This window comes from Mesorhizobium sp. WSM4821, assembly GCF_055901555.1.
This window is the reverse complement of sequence record NZ_CM148371.1, coordinates 883808-899687: the sequence shown is the minus strand read 5'-3', so window position 1 is coordinate 899687 and position 15880 is coordinate 883808. Positions and strand designations below refer to the sequence as shown.

Genomic DNA, 15880 nt, shown 5'->3' with positions numbered 1-15880 from the left:
ATTCAATTGCCCGAACGCATCGCCACCGTGGCGATGCCGGCGCCGACCAGCAGCGTGCCGCCGGTGCGGTTGAAGATGCGGATCGCCTTGGGGTTGCGCACGACACTGCGCGCCCGTGCTGCGATCAGCGCATAGCCGAAGGCGTTGGCGAAGGCGAGCGCCAGGAAGGTCGTTTCGAAGATCAGCATCTGCGTCCAGAAATCCGCGTGCCGGTCGAGGAACTGCGGCAGGAAGGCGACGAAGAAGGTGATGCTTTTCGGGTTGAGCGCGGTGACCAGCCAGGCATGCGCCATCATCTTGGCCGACGACACCGCGTCCAGTCGCGGCTCGGCCTTGAGCGCGCCACCGGCGCGAAACAGCTTTATGCCGAGGTAGATCAGATAGAAGGCGCCGATCACCTTCAGCACCGTGAACACCGTGGCCGACGCCGCCAGCAGCGCGCCGACGCCCAGCATGGACAGCGTCATCGCCGTGAAGTCGCCAAGCGCCACGCCGACCGCCATCGGCAGCGCGGTGCGCCAGCCCTGGCCGAGCGCATAGGACACGACCAGAAGGATGGTCGGGCCGGGAATGACAAGAAGGATCGTCGAGGCGGCGGCAAAGGCAGCCCAGTTTTCGAAGGACATCGTCGTCTCCTTGAGCTCAAAGAAGAGGATAAATCCTTGGCCTCGCGAAGATGTAAAGGGGCAGCATCGAAAATGTACGGCACGCCGCCTCAGTCGGGAGGTTAAGGCAGCGCGGGACGTCTTCACGCTTTTTCAACCATGATTGGCAAAAATGCCCTCTATCCGGCCGGACCGTGTTTCCCGCCGACAGCGTAGGGTTTGGGTAGATGCGTGAGTTGCCGCAAAGTCTTACGTCGCCGCACCATGGCGACGCCATCAACGTCGAAATTTCCAAAGTCGAGCTTTCCCGCCGCGCGGTGCTGTCCGGCGCCGGCTCGTTGGCGCTGCTCGGCGTTGCCGGCTGCAGCCAGACGCTCGACCTGTCGGCGCTTCAGCTCGACGGCGGCACCACCGGCTCGATCCGGCCCGTCCGCCCGAGCATCAGCGTCGACAGGAACATAACCAGCCCGGCCGTCATGTACGCCTCCGTCACCGACGGCGGCTTCACCCTGCCGGAGGTGCCCTACCTCAAGGTCAAACCGGAGTTCCGCCGCCAGATCGTCGTCGATCCGACCGGCGAGCAGCCCGGCACCATCGTCGTCCATTCGCAGGAGCGGCTGCTCTATCTGGTGCAGCCCGGCGGTGACGCGATCCGCTACGGCGTCGGCATCGGCAAGGAAGGCTTCCGCTGGTCCGGCCGCGCCAACATCCAATACGGCAAGGAATGGCCGACCTGGACGCCGCCGGCCGAGATGATCGCCCGCAAGCCGGAACTGGTGAAATGGCAGGGCGGACAGCCCGGCGGCCTCGAGAATCCGCTCGGTGCGCGCGCGCTTTACATCTACCAGAACGGTCAGGACACCGGCTATCGCATCCACGGCTCGCCCGAATGGTGGAGCATCGGCCAGGCGATGTCGTCGGGCTGCGTCCGCCTGATCAACCAGGATATCATCGATCTCTACAGCCGCGTCTCCAGGAAGAACCCGATCGTCGTCGTCTGACCGCCGGCGACGGGGCTTTCAACACCCGACTCTCCCGTTGCGTGATCTCGCAAGACAGGCGAATGTGCCTGCAAAGCCACTGCTCGGGAGACGTGAAGCATGTCCGGAACTTTTGTCATCGCGCAAGGCGGCGGCCCAACCGCCGTCATCAACCAGACGATGGTCGGCGCCGCGCTCGAAATCCGCAAGCGGCACCCCGGCGCCAAGGTTCTGGGCTCCATCCACGGTGTGCGCGGCATCCGCGACGGCAACTATGTCGATCTTTCCGCCATTGCCGAGGATCGGCTGCGGCTGATCGGGGCAACGCCGAGCGCCGCCCTCGGCTCGACGCGCGACAAGCCGGATGACGCCTATTGCGAGATCATCCTCGACGGCCTGAAGAAGGCCGGCGCCGACGCCTTCATCTACATCGGCGGCAACGACACGTCGGGCACGCAGCAGATCCTGACCGATGCCGCCGGCGGCAAGATGGCTTTCGTCCATGCGCCGAAGACCATCGACAACGATCTCGAGGAGAACGACCACACGCCGGGCTTCATTTCGGCGGCCGAGTTCGTGGCCGGCGCCTTTCTCTCCGTCGACCTCGATTTCCGCGCTCTGCCCGGCATCTATGTCGGCATCGTCATGGGGCGGCACGCCGGTTTCCTCACCGCCGCGGCCGCTGCATGGCAGCTCGACCCCGACAGCGGCCCGCATCTCGTCTATGTGCCGGAACGCGCATTCTCGGCCGCGGCCTTCATCGACGACGTGCGCGCCACGCTCGACCGTCACAAGCGCTGCATCGTTGCGGTCTCCGAAGGCGTCAGCACCGCCGACGGCAAAGCGCTGGTCGAAAGTCTTGTCCCGCCCGAGAAACTGGAGCGCGATGCGCATGGCAACGTCAAGCTGTCGGGCAGCGACCTGCCGGCCGCCCTCGAGCGGGCGCTGGCCGAAGGATTGCCGGGCAAGCGGGCGCGCGTCGACGCGCTCGGTTATATGCCGCGCGGCTATGTCGGCGCCATCAACGCCGTCGATGCGCAGGAAGCCTTCGATGCCGGCGTCTTTGCCGTGACGGTGGCCGAACAGGGTGGCGGTTCGGTGGCGCTGCAATATGACGGCAACAAAACCGTGCTGAAGAAGGTGCCGCTGAAAAACGTCGCCGGCAAAACCCGTCACATGCCCGACGATTTCATGCTGCCTGATGTGAACCAGCTCTCCGATGCGGGAATCACCTATCTGAGGCGGCTGGTCCCGGAAAAATACAAGGTCGGAAAGCCGTTCGTCTGATGCCGGCTTTCTTGTGATGCCGGCTCTCGCCTGATGCTTGACTGGTTCAGCAGAACAGCAGCCGACGCCGACACGACGATGCTGACCGAGCCGTTCGTGCATGATTTCGTGCGCGCCAACATCTGGCACCTGCGCGGCCGCGATGTCGACCTGCTTGTCGACACCGGCATGGGCATCCGCCCGCTGGCGCCTGAGATAGACACGCCGGCGGGCAAGCCGCTGCTCGTCGTCGCCACCCATATCCATCTCGACCATGTCGGCTCGCTGCACGAATTCCCGTTGCGGGCGGGGCCGAGGCACAGCGCCGCGCAATTCGACAGCATGGATGAAGCGGTCACCTATGCCCACATGTTCCACACGCTCGACGGCGCCGTCTCGAAGCTGCCGGCGCCGGACTGGAAAGCGGCCGATTACAAAATTCCGCCGGCGCCGCTGACGCGGACGCTTGACGAGGGCGACATTGTCGATCTCGGCGACCGGCAATTCCGCGTGCTGCATCTGCCTGGCCATTCGCCCGATTCGATCGCGCTGTTCGATGAGGCCGACGGCCTGTTCTTCGCCGGCGATGCGATCTACGACGCCATGCTGATCGACGACCTGCCGGATTCCGACCGCGCCGCCTATCGCCGGACGATGCAGCGGCTGCTCGACCTGCCGATCCGCATCGGCCATGGCGGCCATGGCCCGAGCTTCGACGCCAGGCGGATGCGCGAGATCGCCACTGGCTATCTCAGGCGAACCGACGGGATCGGCGTATAGGGACAGCGCCGACCTGAAGCGATTGCCCTGAGGTTATGCTAGGAATTTATTCATGGTGCTGATTTGCGCCAGCGACCCGCCGGCCAGGCGTTTTTTTTCGGGTTTCGGTGCCGTCGCGGCAGGCGACAACAGCAGATGGCAACCAGCCGGGCGGCGAGCTGTGGGGCCAGCAAGGCATCGCGAGGTCGTTGTCAAGATTTCGGTTGCCCGCCAAACCATCTTCGAGAAGACTGTTGAAGGCCGGCGGACGGCCCCAGGCAAACGGCCCCAGGCAAACGGCCCCAGGCAAACGGCCCCATGTAAACGGCCCCATGTAAACGGATTGTCTCGATGGTCACCCGCGGCTTTTTTTCAGGACGAAAACCTCCGACGGATGCGGATGCGCGCATCCCGCCGGGGCAGTATCTCGAGCAAGGCTTCCCGGTGCTTTCAGCCGGGCCGACACCACGCGTGCGGACCGAGGACTGGTCGTTCACGCTCAAACACGGACCGCGGCCGATCAAGAAGTGGAATTGGACAGATTTCAACGCGCTGCCTCTGACCAAGATGACGCGCGACATTCATTGCGTGACCGCATGGACCAAGTTCGACACGGCGTGGCAGGGCGTGCTGGTCGACGACATTCTTGCCGATGCCGGCATCGAGCCGCCCACCGCCTTCACGCTGGCGCTCTCCTTCGACGGCTACACAACCAACGTGCCGACGAAGGATATCACCGCCGGCAAGGCGATGGTGGCGCTGCTTTACGAGGGCAAGCCGATCACGCCCGACCATGGCGGCCCGGCGCGGCTGCTGGTTCCGCATCTCTATTTCTGGAAGTCGGCCAAATGGCTGAACGGGCTGCAGTTCACCGAGCGCGACGAGCCGGGGTTCTGGGAACTGCGCGGCTATCACATCTATGGCGACCCGTGGCGCGAGCAGCGCTATACGGGCGATCCATGAGCGAGGCAGCGACGGCGCGGTCACCCTGGCAGACGGTCGCCATCACCGGCATCGAAAAGCGCACGCCCCGCGTCACCAGCTTTTTCCTCCGGCCGTCGCGGCCCTTCGACTATCGCGCCGGGCAGCATGTCGATGTCAGGCTGACGGCGCCGGACGGCTATCAGGCGCGCCGCTCCTATTCCATCGCCTCGGCGCCGGAATCGGGCGAGACGATCGAACTGGCGATTGAAAAACTCGACGACGGCGAGGTCTCGCCGTTCTTTCATGAGGTGGCAGCGGTCGGCGACGAGGTCGAACTGCGCGGACCGCTCGGCGGCCACTTCGTCTGGTCCGACAGCGACGGCGGCCCGCTTCTGCTGGTCGGCGGCGGGTCGGGCGTGGTGCCGCTGATGGCGATGATCCGCCATCGTGCGGCGCTGAAATCGGTGGTGCCCGCGGCATTGGTGTTTTCCGCGCGAATCTGGGAGGAGGTGATCTTTCGCGACGACCTGATCGGCCTCCACGATCGTCGGGACGGCTTCGATCTGCTGCTGACGCTGACGCGCGAGGCCGCCCGGCGCCCGGCCGACTATTCGCGGCGGGTCGATGCCGCGATGATGGTGCAATCGATGGCGCGGTTGCCCGCGCCGCCAAGGCACGCCTTTGTCTGCGGCTCGAACGCCTTCGTGTCGGCCGCTGCCCAGGCGCTGATCGATGCCGGCGTTCCGGCAGGTTTTATCCGCACCGAGCGCTACGGGGTTTAGGCGGCCCGCCGGTCAGGCCTCGATTTCGATCGCCGTCAGCGGTTTCGAACAGCAGGCAAGGATGAAGCCGTCGTCGATCTCGTGATCGAGGATGCCGCCATTGTGGCTCATCTCGACCTGGCCCGAGAGCTTTTTCACCTTGCAGGTTCCGCACAGGCCGAACTCGCAGGCCGCCGGGATACGCACGCCCGAAGCGCGCGCCGTCTGCAGCACGGTCTGGCCGGCAACGCAGTCGGCGTCGACATCCGAAAGCGAGAATCGAATTGGCGTTGCGGCCTCAGTAGGGACCTCGACCCCGCCTTCTGCCGGCCCACCCCTTGCCGGCAAGGCAAACGGGGCCGGTATTTCCTCCACCGCCGGTGCGGCAAAGCTTTCCTGATGGTAGTTGGCCATGTCGAAGCCGGCGGCCTCCAGCATCTGCCGCACCGCGCGCATGAATGGATCGGGGCCGCAGCAGAAGATTTCGCGCTCGCGAAAATCCGGTGCCAAGAGCGGCAGCCGGATCGCGTCGATCCGGCCCATATGGCCGAACCAGCCCTCGCGGCTGGAGCGCTCCTCGATCATGAAGCCGAGCGACAGGCCCGGCATGCGGCTGCCCAGCAGTTCGAGCTCCTTGCGGAAGATGATCTCCTCGGGCTTTCGCGCGCAGTTGACGAAGCCGACATCGGTCCATGGCGCGCAGTCGTTCAGCCAGCGCAGCATCGACATCATCGGCGTCACGCCGGAGCCGGCCGAAATGAACAGATATTTGGCCGCGGGATGACTGTGCAGCGAAAAGTCGCCCGCCGGCCCATAGGCCTTCACGTGAACGCCGGGCTTCAGATTGTCGAACATCCAGCGCGTACCGATGCTGCCGTCCTGCGCCTTCACCGTCACCGCGATCGAGAACGGCCGCGACGGCGAGGACGACAGCGTATAGGTCCGCATCAGCTGGCCCTCAATGGTCGGCAATTCCAGCGTCACGAACTGTCCTGGTTTGTAGCGGAACCAGGTCTGGTTGTCGGAGCGGAAGGTGAAGGTCTTCACGTCAGGCGCCTCGTCGCTGACGCCGATCACTTCCAGCACCTGGAGCCTGTCGTTCCAGGGCGCCATCTCGTCGAGATGGCGGTAGAGCCCGAGGTCCGTCATCGCATTCATTCCTCAGATCTCAGGCGACGCTGCGCAACGCCGGCCGGCCGTCCTCGGCAAGCCGCGGCCCGATGAAGGACGCGTACCATTCGACGAACTGGATGACGCCGCCCTCATGCAACTCCGAATAGGGGCCGGGCTCATAGGCCGGCGACAGGATGCCGAAGGCGTTTTCCTCGACGATGCGGCGGTCCTGGTCGTTGGTCTCGGTCCAGACATGGGTGAGTTCGGCGAGATCGTAGTCGACGCCTTCGACCGCATCCTTGTGGACAAGCCATTTGGTGGTGACGGCCGTTTCCGTGGCACTGATCGGCAGCACGCGGAAGGTGACGGCATGATCGCCGAGGATATGGTTCCAGGTCGTCGGGTAATGGTAGAGCAGTAGCGAGCCGATGCGGTCGGTGGAAACGCTGTCGGAAAGGTTCTTCTTCACCGCGCGCCGTCCCGTCATCGTATAGCTGACGGCGTCACGCAGCAGCGGCGCGCGGGTGGCGCGATACTGCCCGGCCGGATCGATTCGGAACTTGCTCGGCAAGCCCGCCGCCTCGCATTTGGCCCAGTGAGCGAGCATTTCCGGATCGCTGTCGGCGCCCTGCACGCCGGTCACGGTCGGTGCTTCCGGGAATGTCTTGCACAGTTCCGGATGGTTGCCGGCGCAATGGTAGCACTCGCGGTTGTTCTCCCAGACGAGCTTCCAGTTGCCCTTCTCGACAATGGTCGATTCGAAGGCGACCTTTGCCTCGCGCAGCCGGTGCGGCAGGAGGTAAGGCTCGACCATCGCGCGCATCGGCGCGAAATCCGCGGGCTCCTTGGCCAGGCAGATGAAGATGTAGCCGCCGACGCTTTCGCAGGCGACCGGCTTCAGGCTGAACTGGCTCTTGTCGAAGCCATCCGCCATCTGCCTTGCGAACAAGAGCCGGCCGTCCAGCTCGTAGGTCCACTGGTGATAGGGGCAGACGAGCTTTGCCGCCGTGCCCTTGTCGGCGTTGCAGACGCGGCTGCCGCGATGGCGGCAGGAATTGTGGAAGGCGTTGATCTTGCCTTGCTGGTCGCGGACCAGCACGACCGGATAGTCGCCGATCTGGACGGTCATGTAGCTGCCCGGCTTCGGCAACTCGCAATCGTGGCCGATGAACAGCCAGTCGCGATACCAGATCAGCTCCATGTCGAGCTTGAAGAAATCGGAATCGGTGTAGAAGGGCTGTTCCAGCGAATAGCCTTGCCTGCGGCCGTGCAAGAGCCTCAGCATGTCGTTGCGCGCATCCATGTCCTGTCCTCATGTCCAAGGACTGAACTGGTGGTGATGGAGGAAGGATCGGCTGCACGTCGGCGATATGGCCGGGCATGCACTATCCGCCTCTTGACCGCCCACCGCGATCAGTCGAGTCTAGAATCTCGGGCTGGTTTCCGGGCTCTGGAGTATCCTTGCGGACGGTCGCGACACCTTCCCAGGCTTGTGACCCAGTGGTCTCCCGTTGCGACTTGAACTCCACCACCGTTGCGGGGGCAGCGCCGGGTTCTGACCGGCTTCCCAATTCTCCGCTTGGTCGTCACCATGCGGCACCTGAGTTGGCGTGATCTAATCATGACCGTCGGCCGTCTGTCGGCATGAAAGCGACATCGTATCCATGCGGCGCGACACGGCCGCGAAACCTGTTGGACCGGAGTGAGCAAGGGGTGAAATCGCCCTTCGCCGAGCGTTGCCGGCCCGAAAGCATGGCCGGATTTGGCCCATCGGCGGGGGCCGAACTGGTAAACGATTCGTTAGCAGGCTTCGAAATGCTTTTTAAGGGGTCTCTAAAATCGAACCGAACGGTTCGTTTCTGTTGACACTGCGTACAGGACGGTGTGAACGCAGACTCGCCAATTCGTCAAATGGCCGGGCGGTACGTTTGAGATAACCAACTGATAAACAAGCGGAAAATTTAGGTTGTAGGAAGGCTTGGCACAATTTCAAGATGCAGATTCTTGGTCCACGCGGAACAACTTCGTGATTGGAATCCGCAGGATGGCCTCCCCACATCGGGGCTGTCCGAACGACGCGGATTCCTCCCAAGACATGCCGCTGGACGGACGGAAAAATAAGATACTGGAGTACTAAAATGAAAAAGATCGCTCTTGCGGCCGTCGCCGTTCTGGCCATTACCGGCAGCGCCTTTGCTGAAGGCAGTGACCATTATGGGTCTGACGGCGCCAACCAGCCCGCCGTCGCGGCCGACAGCTCCTACACGGCTTCGATTCTGAATTCGGCTCCGGCCCAGAATCCGGTTCCGGCTGACGAGAAGCCCGTCCACGGCAGCGACCGTAACCTCTTCGGCAACAATTAACACTCGGTTCCAGACCATGATCCCGAACCTGCGGTTCGGAAAAGATCATGGTCAAACAAGCAGCGGCGGCATTGTCTTCATCAAGACCGCCGCGCTTGTGGGATACGAAAATCCAGGAGTATTGGAATGAAGAAGATCGCCCTTGCCGCCGCCGCGCTTTTGATTGCCGCCGGCAGCGCCTATGCCCGCAACGACAACGTCGGCGGAACCGACATCAACGAGCAGGCGACCGTCAACGTCGACAACACGCAGACGTCTTCGGTGCGCAACACCGGCTCGCCGGTCTATAAGCTGCTCAACTCGTCGGGCGACGTGCAGAAGTCCGCCCCGCACGGCAGCGACCGGAACCTGTTCGGCCGCTAGCGCTTCGGCTCGAAATCGGTTCCGATTTTCGGGAAGCACGATGTGTACGCTTCAACGGCGACCTGAATGCAAAAGAGCGGCGGGCTTGGCCCGCCGCTCTTTTTTTGCCCTCGCCAAACTGCCCATGTCCAGCAGTTCGGCTGCCGCTCTCTCAAGCTGCCTTTGCTTCCGCCTTGTGGAGTGTGAAGGAATGTCCATCCGCATCGAAGATGTGAAGGTCGCCGGCATCGGCAGTCAGCCGCAGCGCAGCACCCCGCTTGACTTCGACATTGCCGGGCAGCTTGGTCACCAGCGGCAGGTCGGCGCGGCCGATGTCGACATAGACGAGCTGGACCTCGCCGAGCTGCTCCACATAGTCCACCGTTCCCTCGAACAGATAGTCCGCGCCGGTGGCGATCATCAGATCCTCCGGCCGCACGCCGAAACTCACCACAGCACCCTTCGCCGAGGCCGGCGTGGCGATCGGCACCGTCGCCTTGCGGCCGCCGACATGGCTGACGACGGTCGGGTTGCCCGGTTTGTCGATCGTTGCCGGCAGGATGTTCATGGCAGGCGAGCCGATGAACTGGGCGACGAACAGATTGCCGGGTTTCTTGTAGAGCTCCATCGGCGTGCCGACCTGCTCGATATGGCCCTCCTTGAGCACGACGATGCGGTCGGCCAGCGTCATCGCCTCGACCTGGTCGTGGGTGACGTAGATCATCGTCGTGGCAGGCATCGATTCCTTGAGCTTGGCGATCTCGATGCGGGTGGCGACGCGCAGTGCCGCGTCGAGGTTCGACAGCGGCTCGTCGAACAGGAAGACCTTCGGGTTGCGCACGATGGCGCGGCCGATGGCGACGCGCTGGCGCTGGCCGCCCGACATCGCCTTGGGCAGGCGGTCGAGATATTTGGTCAGCTGCAGTATTTCCGCCGCCTGGCGCACCCGCTTGTCGATCTCGGCCTTGCTCTCCTTGCCGATCTTCATCGAGAACGCCATGTTGTCGTAGACGGTCATATGCGGATAGAGCGCATAGGACTGGAACACCATGGCTATGCCGCGTTTCGACGGCGGCACGTCGTTCACCACCTCGCCGGCTATTCTGAGCTCCCCGGAGGTGATTTCCTCAAGCCCGGCGATGGAGCGCAGCAAGGTCGACTTGCCGCAGCCCGAAGGGCCGACGAAGACGATGAACTCGCCCGACTTTATATCGAGGTCGATCCCATGGAGAATATTGAGATTGCCGTATGATTTCTTCACTTGCCTTAGCGTGACATCGGCCATGATTCCCTCCAGTGAATAGCAAATTCAGTCGATACGCCCGAACCAGGCGCCGTAGCCGCCGAGACGGATAGAGCCGGTGCCAGTCTGTCCCGAAAACCCGTGCCCCGGCAAGGGCTGCAGCGAGCGTCCGCCGAGATCGATTTCGGCCGGTCGGCTGCCGAGGTTGAAGACGCAGACGATCTGCTCGTTGCCCTCGCGGCGCGTGAAGGCAACCGTATCGCCCTCGCTTTCGATGAAGTCGATATCGCCCTTGGCCAGCGCCGGATGCAAACGCCGGAAGGCGAGAAAGCGCCGGTAGTGTTCGAGCAGCGAACTATCGTCGCCCTGCTGCACATCGACCGCTTGCGACAGATGCTTGGCGGGCACGGGTAGCCATGGCTTTGCCTTGGAGAAGCCGCCATTCATCGCGGCGCCATCCCAGACCATCGGCGTGCGGCAACCGTCGCGGCCCTTGAATTCCGGCCAGAAGCGGATGCCGTAGGGATCCTGCAGATCCTCGAACTGCAGCGAGGCCTCGCCGAGCCCGAGTTCCTCGCCCTGATAGATGCAGACCGAGCCGCGCAGCGACATCAGCAGCGCCGAGATCACCTTGAGATAAGCGGTCGGGTCGGCCTCGCCGGCCGCCCAGCGCGAGGCAGGGCGCATCACGTCATGGTTGGAGAAGGCCCAGCACGACCAGCCGTCGCTGGCGACCTTGCCGAACGCCTCCAGCACCGAACGCACCTTCGCCGCGCTGATCTTTTCGGGCGCCAGGAAGTCGAACGAGTAGCACATATGCACGCGCTTGCTGCCGGCGGTATAGGCCGCCACCACCTCCAGTCCACGCTGTGAATCGCCGACTTCGCCGACCGCGGCCGTCGCCGGATATTCGTCGAGCAGGGCGCGGAAGCGTTCGAGGAAGCCGAGGTTTTCAGGGCGGCTCTTGTCGTAGAGGTGGTCCTGGTAGTTGTAAGGATTGACGGAGGGCGCGGTCTGGTCGTTGCGCTCTTCGGGCGGCAGCGCCGGATTGTCCTCCAGGCCCTGGCTGTGGAAATAGAAGTTGATGGTGTCGAGGCGAAAGCCGTCGACGCCGCGTTCCAGCCAGAAGCGGGTGACGTCGAGCAGCGCGTCCTGGACCGCGCGGCTGTGGAAGTTGAGATCGGGCTGCTCGGCCAGGAAATTATGCAGGTAATATTGCTGGCGGCTGGTGTCCCACTGCCAGGCCGAGCCGCCGAAGATCGACAGCCAGTTGTTGGGCGGCGTGCCGTCGGGCTTGGCGTCCGCCCAGACATACCAGTCCGCCTTGGGATTGATGCGGTTCGAGCGGCTTTCCTTGAACCACGGATGGCTGTCGGCGGTATGCGACAGCACCTCGTCGATCATCACCTTGAGCCCGAGCCTGTGCGCCTCGGCGGTCAGGGCGTCGAAATCGGCCAGTGTGCCGAACATCGGATCGACGTCGCAAAAGTCCGACACGTCGTAGCCGAAATCCTTCATCGGCGACTTGAAGAACGGCGAGATCCAGATGGCGTCGACGCCGAGCGCCGCGACATAGGGCAGCCTGCCGATGATGCCCTTGAGATCGCCGACGCCGTCGCCGTTCGAGTCCTGATAGCTGCGCGGATAGATCTGGTAGATCACGGCGCCTCGCCACCAGTCGCTGTCGGCGGCGAGGTCGGGTTTCACGGTCGCTTTCACGGCGGATTGCATGATCTCAACCTCCCTTCACCGAGCCGGCGAGCAGCCCGCGTACGAAATAGCGCTGCAGCGAGAAGAACACGATCAGCGGCACGACAATGGTGATGAAGGCCGACGTCGTTAGGATCTCCCAGTCGCCGCCGCGCGAGCCGAGCAACGCGTTGAGCTTGGCGGTCAGCACGATCTGGTCCCCTTCGGTGCCGAGGAAAACCATCGCGACCAAAAGGTCGTTCCACACCCAGAGGAACTGGAAGATGGCGAAGGAGGCCAGCACCGGGAACGACAGCGGCAGCACGATCTTGACGAAAATCTCGAAATCGCTGGCGCCGTCGATGCGCGCCGATTCCATGATTTCGCGCGGCAGGCCGGCAATGTAGCTTCTGAGGAGATAGATGGCGAAGGGCAGGCCGAAGCCGGTATGCGCCAGCCAGATGCCGAGATAGGTTTTCGACGGCACGCCGAAGAAAGAGCCGACGCCGTTGTAGAGCTTCAGCAGCGGGATCAGCGACATCTGCAGCGGCACGACCAGGAGGCCGATGATGACCGCGATGAGCAGCGCCCGACCGGGAAAGCGCATCCAGGCCAGTGCATAGGCCGCGAACGCCGCGATCAGGATCGGGATGACGGTCGCCGGAATGGTGACGGTCAGCGAATTCATGAAGGAGCGGCCGATGCCTTCCGAAAACAGCACCGTATCGTAATTGTCGGTGGTGAATTTCGGCGGCGCCGACGAGGCGTAGTAGACGCGTTGGCCGCGCTCGCCCTCGAAGGGCTTCGTCGAGGTCATGACGAAACCGCCATCGGCGTTGAGCCGCAAGGTCTCGCCGTCGCCGAGATCGGCTGTCGTGCCGGCGGGATATTGCGTCGGCGCCGCCGACTTGACGCCGAAGGCGCTGATGTCGCGGGCCGGATCGTCGCCGAAGATGTTGCCCTCGAGGACGAACTTGCCGTCCTTCTCGACTTGCGCCGAGGCGGGTGGCAGCCGGCCGGCTTCCGTCTGGGTGGAACTGGCGAACGAGTTCCACCAGCCCGAGGCGATGATCTGGTCTTTGTCGCGCAGCGACGAGACGAGAATGCCGAGCGTCGGCACGGTCCAGATCGCGACGAAGATGAACACCGCGATATGGACGCCGAAGCGGCTGGCAAAGGACTTTCCGGTCGACACGGCCATCTCAATGTCCTCCCGTCTCTTTGTTGGCCTGGCGGATGTTCCAGACCATGATCGGAATGACGGCGATCATGATGATGATGGCGATGGTGGCGCCGCGGCCGAAATCGCCGCCGCCGCGGAACATCCAGTCGAACATCAGATTGGCCAGGACCTGGCTGTTCCATTGCCCGTTGGTCATGGTCAGCACGATGTCGAAAACCTTCAGCACCAGGATGGTGATGGTGGTCCAGACAACGGCGATGGTGCCCCATATCTGCGGCACCATGATCTTCCAGAAGATCTGGAACGGATTGGCGCCGTCGATGACGGCCGCTTCCAATGTCTCTTCGGGAATACCCCGCAAGGCGGAGGACAGGATGACCATGGCAAAGCCGGTCTGGATCCAGATCAGGATGATCATCAGGAAGAAATTGTTCCAGAACGGCAACGATATCCAGACCTGCGGCTGGCCGCCGAAATACTGGATGATGGCGTTGAGCAGGCCGATCTGCGTCTGGCCGGCCCCGCGATACTCGTAGATGAATTTCCAGATGACGCTGGCGCCGACGAACGAGATCGCCAGCGGCAGGAAGATGAGGCTCTTGGCGATGGTGCCCCACCAGATCTTGTCGGTGAGGACGGCGATGATCAGACCGAGGAAGGTGCAGGCGGCGGGTACGACCGCCAGCCAGATGATGTTGTTGAGGATGGAACTGCGGAACTCGCGGTCGCCGAACGCCCATTCATAGTTGGCGAAGCCGACGAAATTGGCGCCGCCGCGATCGAGGAACGACAGCCTGAGCGTCTCCACGACAGGGTATATCAGGTAAATGGTGAGGATGATCATGGCCGGGCCGACAAACAGCCACGGCCGGATCAGCCCCTGCCGGCGCAGATTGTCGATGGCCGCGGCGCCGGCGACGCCTCGCGATGGGAAGATGATGTCCACCAGCCTGTTGGCGCCCCAGAAATAGGCGACGCAGCCGCCGACGCCGGCGATGATGACGAATATGGCCGAGAAAATCTGAGCCGCCACGGGTCCCTCCCTCTGCCCATGATCCGCCAGTCGAGAATGGCTTTGGCGACGGGATCATGTGCCGATTCAGTTGTTTGGAGCGCGACCGGATGCAAGGCAGGGCTCCACTCTTGCCGGTCGCGCGTCATGCCGGAATATTCTCATAAAAATCGCTGCGGCGCGGGCCGCCGGTCGGATCCGGGCCATCGCGGCCCGGATCCATCTGGGATCGGTAATCCGAATATTCAGCCGTGGCCGCCTACTTTACTTGATCGCGTCCCAGCTCTTCTGGATGTCGGTGGCGACATCCTGGGCTGACTTGCCGCCGACGAGATCGATCATGCCGGTCCAGAAGGCGCCGGCGCCGATCTTGCCCGGCATCAGGTCGGATCCGTCGAAGCGGAAGGTTGAGGCCTCGGCAAGGATTGCGCCCTGCTTCTTCAGCGCCTCGCTGGCATAAGCGTCGTTGTTGACCGACTTCAGCGGCGTCACGAACCCGCCCTGGGCCATCCAGATCTCATGGGCGAGCGGCATCTTCAGGAATTCGATGAACGCGCGGGCACTCTTGCTATCCTTGGTGATCATGGCAAGCGTGCCGGCGCCGAGCACCGGGGTGCCGAGGTCGGCCTTGGAGGCGTAGGGCGGGTAGTAGAAGAAGTCGGCGTCCTGGCCGATCTCGGTGCCTTCCGGGAAGAAGGTCGGGATGAACGACGCCTGATGATGCAGATAGCATTTCGGCGGCACCGAGAAGAGGCCTTTCGGGCTATCGCGGAAATCGGTCGCCGCAACCGCCTTGGCGCCGCCCTCGACCATCTTGTCGTCAGTCGCGATCTTGCCGAAAATGTCGATGGCGTTGACCACCGCAGGATCGTTGAACGGAATCTCGTCCTTCACCCACTTGTCGTAGGTCTCGGGCGTCTGGGTGCGCAGCATGATGTCCTCGACCCAGTCGGTCGCCGGCCAGCCGGTGGCGCCGCCCGAACCGAGCCCGATGCACCATGGCGTGCCGCCGTCGGCGATGATCTTCTGTTCGAGCTCGGCAAGCTCTTCCTGCGTCTTCGGCACCTCGTAGTCGGCTTCCTCGAAATTGTCGGGCGAGTACCAGACCAGCGATTTCACGTCGGCCTTGTAGGGGAAGGCGAAGAAGCCCGGCTTGCCGTCCTTGTCTTTGAAGGTGCCGAGATCGACCCACGACTGGCCGGCGCCGTAATTGTCCTTGACCCAGTTGGCGGTGTCGTCGCCGAGCGGCGTCAGCAGGCCTTTTGACGCAAGGTCCTGGATCAGGCCCGGCTGCGGCAGCACGGCGATGTTGGGCGGGCTGCCGGCCTGCGTGTCGATGACGATCTGCTGTTCGTAATTTTCCGAAGAGGAGTATTTGATCTCGGCGCCGGTGGCTTCCGCGAAATAGTCGAGAACGGTGCGGATGAGGCCCTCGTCCTCGCCGCGCCATGGCCCGAAGATCGACAGCGTTTCGCCCTTGAGGTCGACTTTCTTGAGCTCTTCGTAGTTCGCCCAGTTGAAGCGGGGGTCCTCACCCGGCTTGAACTTCAGTTCGGCTTGCGCCGGCGCGCCCAAGGCGAGCGTGACAAACGCGGCACCCAGCAGAAGCATTTTCTTCATCGGTATTCCTCCCAGTGGTC

At 63.3% G+C, this 15880-nt stretch carries 15 protein-coding genes and 1 riboswitch; of the genes, 7 read left to right on the top strand and 8 right to left on the bottom strand.

Features of this window, described 5'->3' with window-relative positions; genetic code table 11:
* Positions 1-2 precede the first annotated feature (2 nt).
* Positions 3-626, bottom strand: coding sequence for a LysE family translocator (locus tag AC0NID_RS04045; protein WP_473451039.1), 624 nt, complete (start codon positions 624-626; stop codon positions 3-5).
* Between the two features lie 206 nt (positions 627-832).
* On the opposite strand from AC0NID_RS04045, the gene AC0NID_RS04040 reads away from it, so the two are divergent.
* The 5 genes from AC0NID_RS04040 to AC0NID_RS04020 all read left to right on the top strand — a co-directional run bounded on the left by AC0NID_RS04040 (position 833) and on the right by AC0NID_RS04020 (position 5316).
* Positions 833-1606 carry a L,D-transpeptidase gene (locus AC0NID_RS04040; RefSeq protein WP_473451037.1) on the top strand — a complete coding sequence of 258 codons (774 nt, stop codon included), beginning with the start codon at positions 833-835 and terminating at the stop codon, positions 1604-1606.
* Positions 1607-1705: 99 nt separating this feature from the next.
* Positions 1706-2872: a diphosphate--fructose-6-phosphate 1-phosphotransferase gene (locus AC0NID_RS04035; RefSeq protein ID WP_473451035.1), complete on the top strand. Its 1167-nt coding sequence runs from the start codon at positions 1706-1708 to the stop codon at positions 2870-2872.
* A 33-nt stretch (positions 2873-2905) separates the two neighbouring features.
* The gene (locus AC0NID_RS04030) at positions 2906-3631 is read left to right on the top strand and encodes an MBL fold metallo-hydrolase (protein ID WP_473451033.1); all 726 of its coding nucleotides are present in this window, start codon (positions 2906-2908) and stop codon (positions 3629-3631) included.
* A 330-nt stretch (positions 3632-3961) separates the two neighbouring features.
* Positions 3962-4573, top strand: a complete 612-nt coding sequence (locus AC0NID_RS04025; RefSeq protein ID WP_473451031.1) for a molybdopterin-dependent oxidoreductase — start codon at positions 3962-3964, stop codon at positions 4571-4573.
* Complete coding sequence (locus tag AC0NID_RS04020) at positions 4570-5316, top strand: FAD-binding oxidoreductase (RefSeq protein ID WP_473451029.1); 747 nt, start codon at positions 4570-4572, stop codon at positions 5314-5316. The genes AC0NID_RS04025 and AC0NID_RS04020 overlap by 4 nt, the downstream gene beginning before the upstream one ends.
* A gap of 12 nt (positions 5317-5328) precedes the next feature.
* Here AC0NID_RS04020 and AC0NID_RS04015 read toward each other — a convergent pair whose 3' ends face one another.
* Together AC0NID_RS04015 and AC0NID_RS04010 are read right to left on the bottom strand one after the other, a co-directional pair.
* Positions 5329-6444, bottom strand: coding sequence for an FAD-binding oxidoreductase (locus AC0NID_RS04015; RefSeq protein ID WP_473451027.1), 1116 nt, complete (start codon positions 6442-6444; stop codon positions 5329-5331).
* A 19-nt stretch (positions 6445-6463) separates the two neighbouring features.
* Positions 6464-7711, bottom strand: coding sequence for an aromatic ring-hydroxylating oxygenase subunit alpha (locus AC0NID_RS04010; RefSeq protein WP_473451025.1), 1248 nt, complete (start codon positions 7709-7711; stop codon positions 6464-6466).
* Between the two features lie 114 nt (positions 7712-7825).
* Positions 7826-8027: riboswitch (cobalamin riboswitch) on the bottom strand.
* A 519-nt stretch (positions 8028-8546) separates the two neighbouring features.
* Here AC0NID_RS04010 and AC0NID_RS04005 point away from each other — a divergent pair.
* Both AC0NID_RS04005 and AC0NID_RS04000 read left to right on the top strand, forming a co-directional pair.
* On the top strand, positions 8547-8771 hold the full coding sequence (locus AC0NID_RS04005) for a DUF680 domain-containing protein (RefSeq protein ID WP_473451023.1): 225 nt from the start codon (positions 8547-8549) through the stop codon (positions 8769-8771).
* Positions 8772-8897: 126 nt separating this feature from the next.
* The gene (locus tag AC0NID_RS04000; RefSeq protein WP_473451021.1) at positions 8898-9134 is read left to right on the top strand and encodes a DUF680 domain-containing protein; all 237 of its coding nucleotides are present in this window, start codon (positions 8898-8900) and stop codon (positions 9132-9134) included.
* Between the two features lie 151 nt (positions 9135-9285).
* On the opposite strand, the gene AC0NID_RS03995 is transcribed toward AC0NID_RS04000, so the two are convergent.
* The 5 genes from AC0NID_RS03995 to AC0NID_RS03975 all read right to left on the bottom strand — a co-directional run bounded on the left by AC0NID_RS03995 (position 9286) and on the right by AC0NID_RS03975 (position 15860).
* Positions 9286-10398, bottom strand: coding sequence for an ABC transporter ATP-binding protein (locus AC0NID_RS03995; RefSeq protein ID WP_473451019.1), 1113 nt, complete (start codon positions 10396-10398; stop codon positions 9286-9288).
* A gap of 24 nt (positions 10399-10422) precedes the next feature.
* Positions 10423-12087 (bottom strand): beta-galactosidase BglA, encoded by a 1665-nt coding sequence (gene bglA / locus AC0NID_RS03990; protein WP_473451017.1) that lies wholly within the window; start codon positions 12085-12087, stop codon positions 10423-10425.
* Between the two features lie 4 nt (positions 12088-12091).
* Positions 12092-13246, bottom strand: a complete 1155-nt coding sequence (locus tag AC0NID_RS03985; protein WP_473451015.1) for a carbohydrate ABC transporter permease — start codon at positions 13244-13246, stop codon at positions 12092-12094.
* A 1-nt stretch (position 13247) separates the two neighbouring features.
* Positions 13248-14261 (bottom strand): carbohydrate ABC transporter permease, encoded by a 1014-nt coding sequence (locus AC0NID_RS03980; protein WP_473451013.1) that lies wholly within the window; start codon positions 14259-14261, stop codon positions 13248-13250.
* 243 nt (positions 14262-14504) lie between these two features.
* Positions 14505-15860 carry an ABC transporter substrate-binding protein gene (locus tag AC0NID_RS03975; protein ID WP_473451011.1) on the bottom strand — a complete coding sequence of 452 codons (1356 nt, stop codon included), beginning with the start codon at positions 15858-15860 and terminating at the stop codon, positions 14505-14507.
* Positions 15861-15880: the final 20 nt, after the last annotated feature.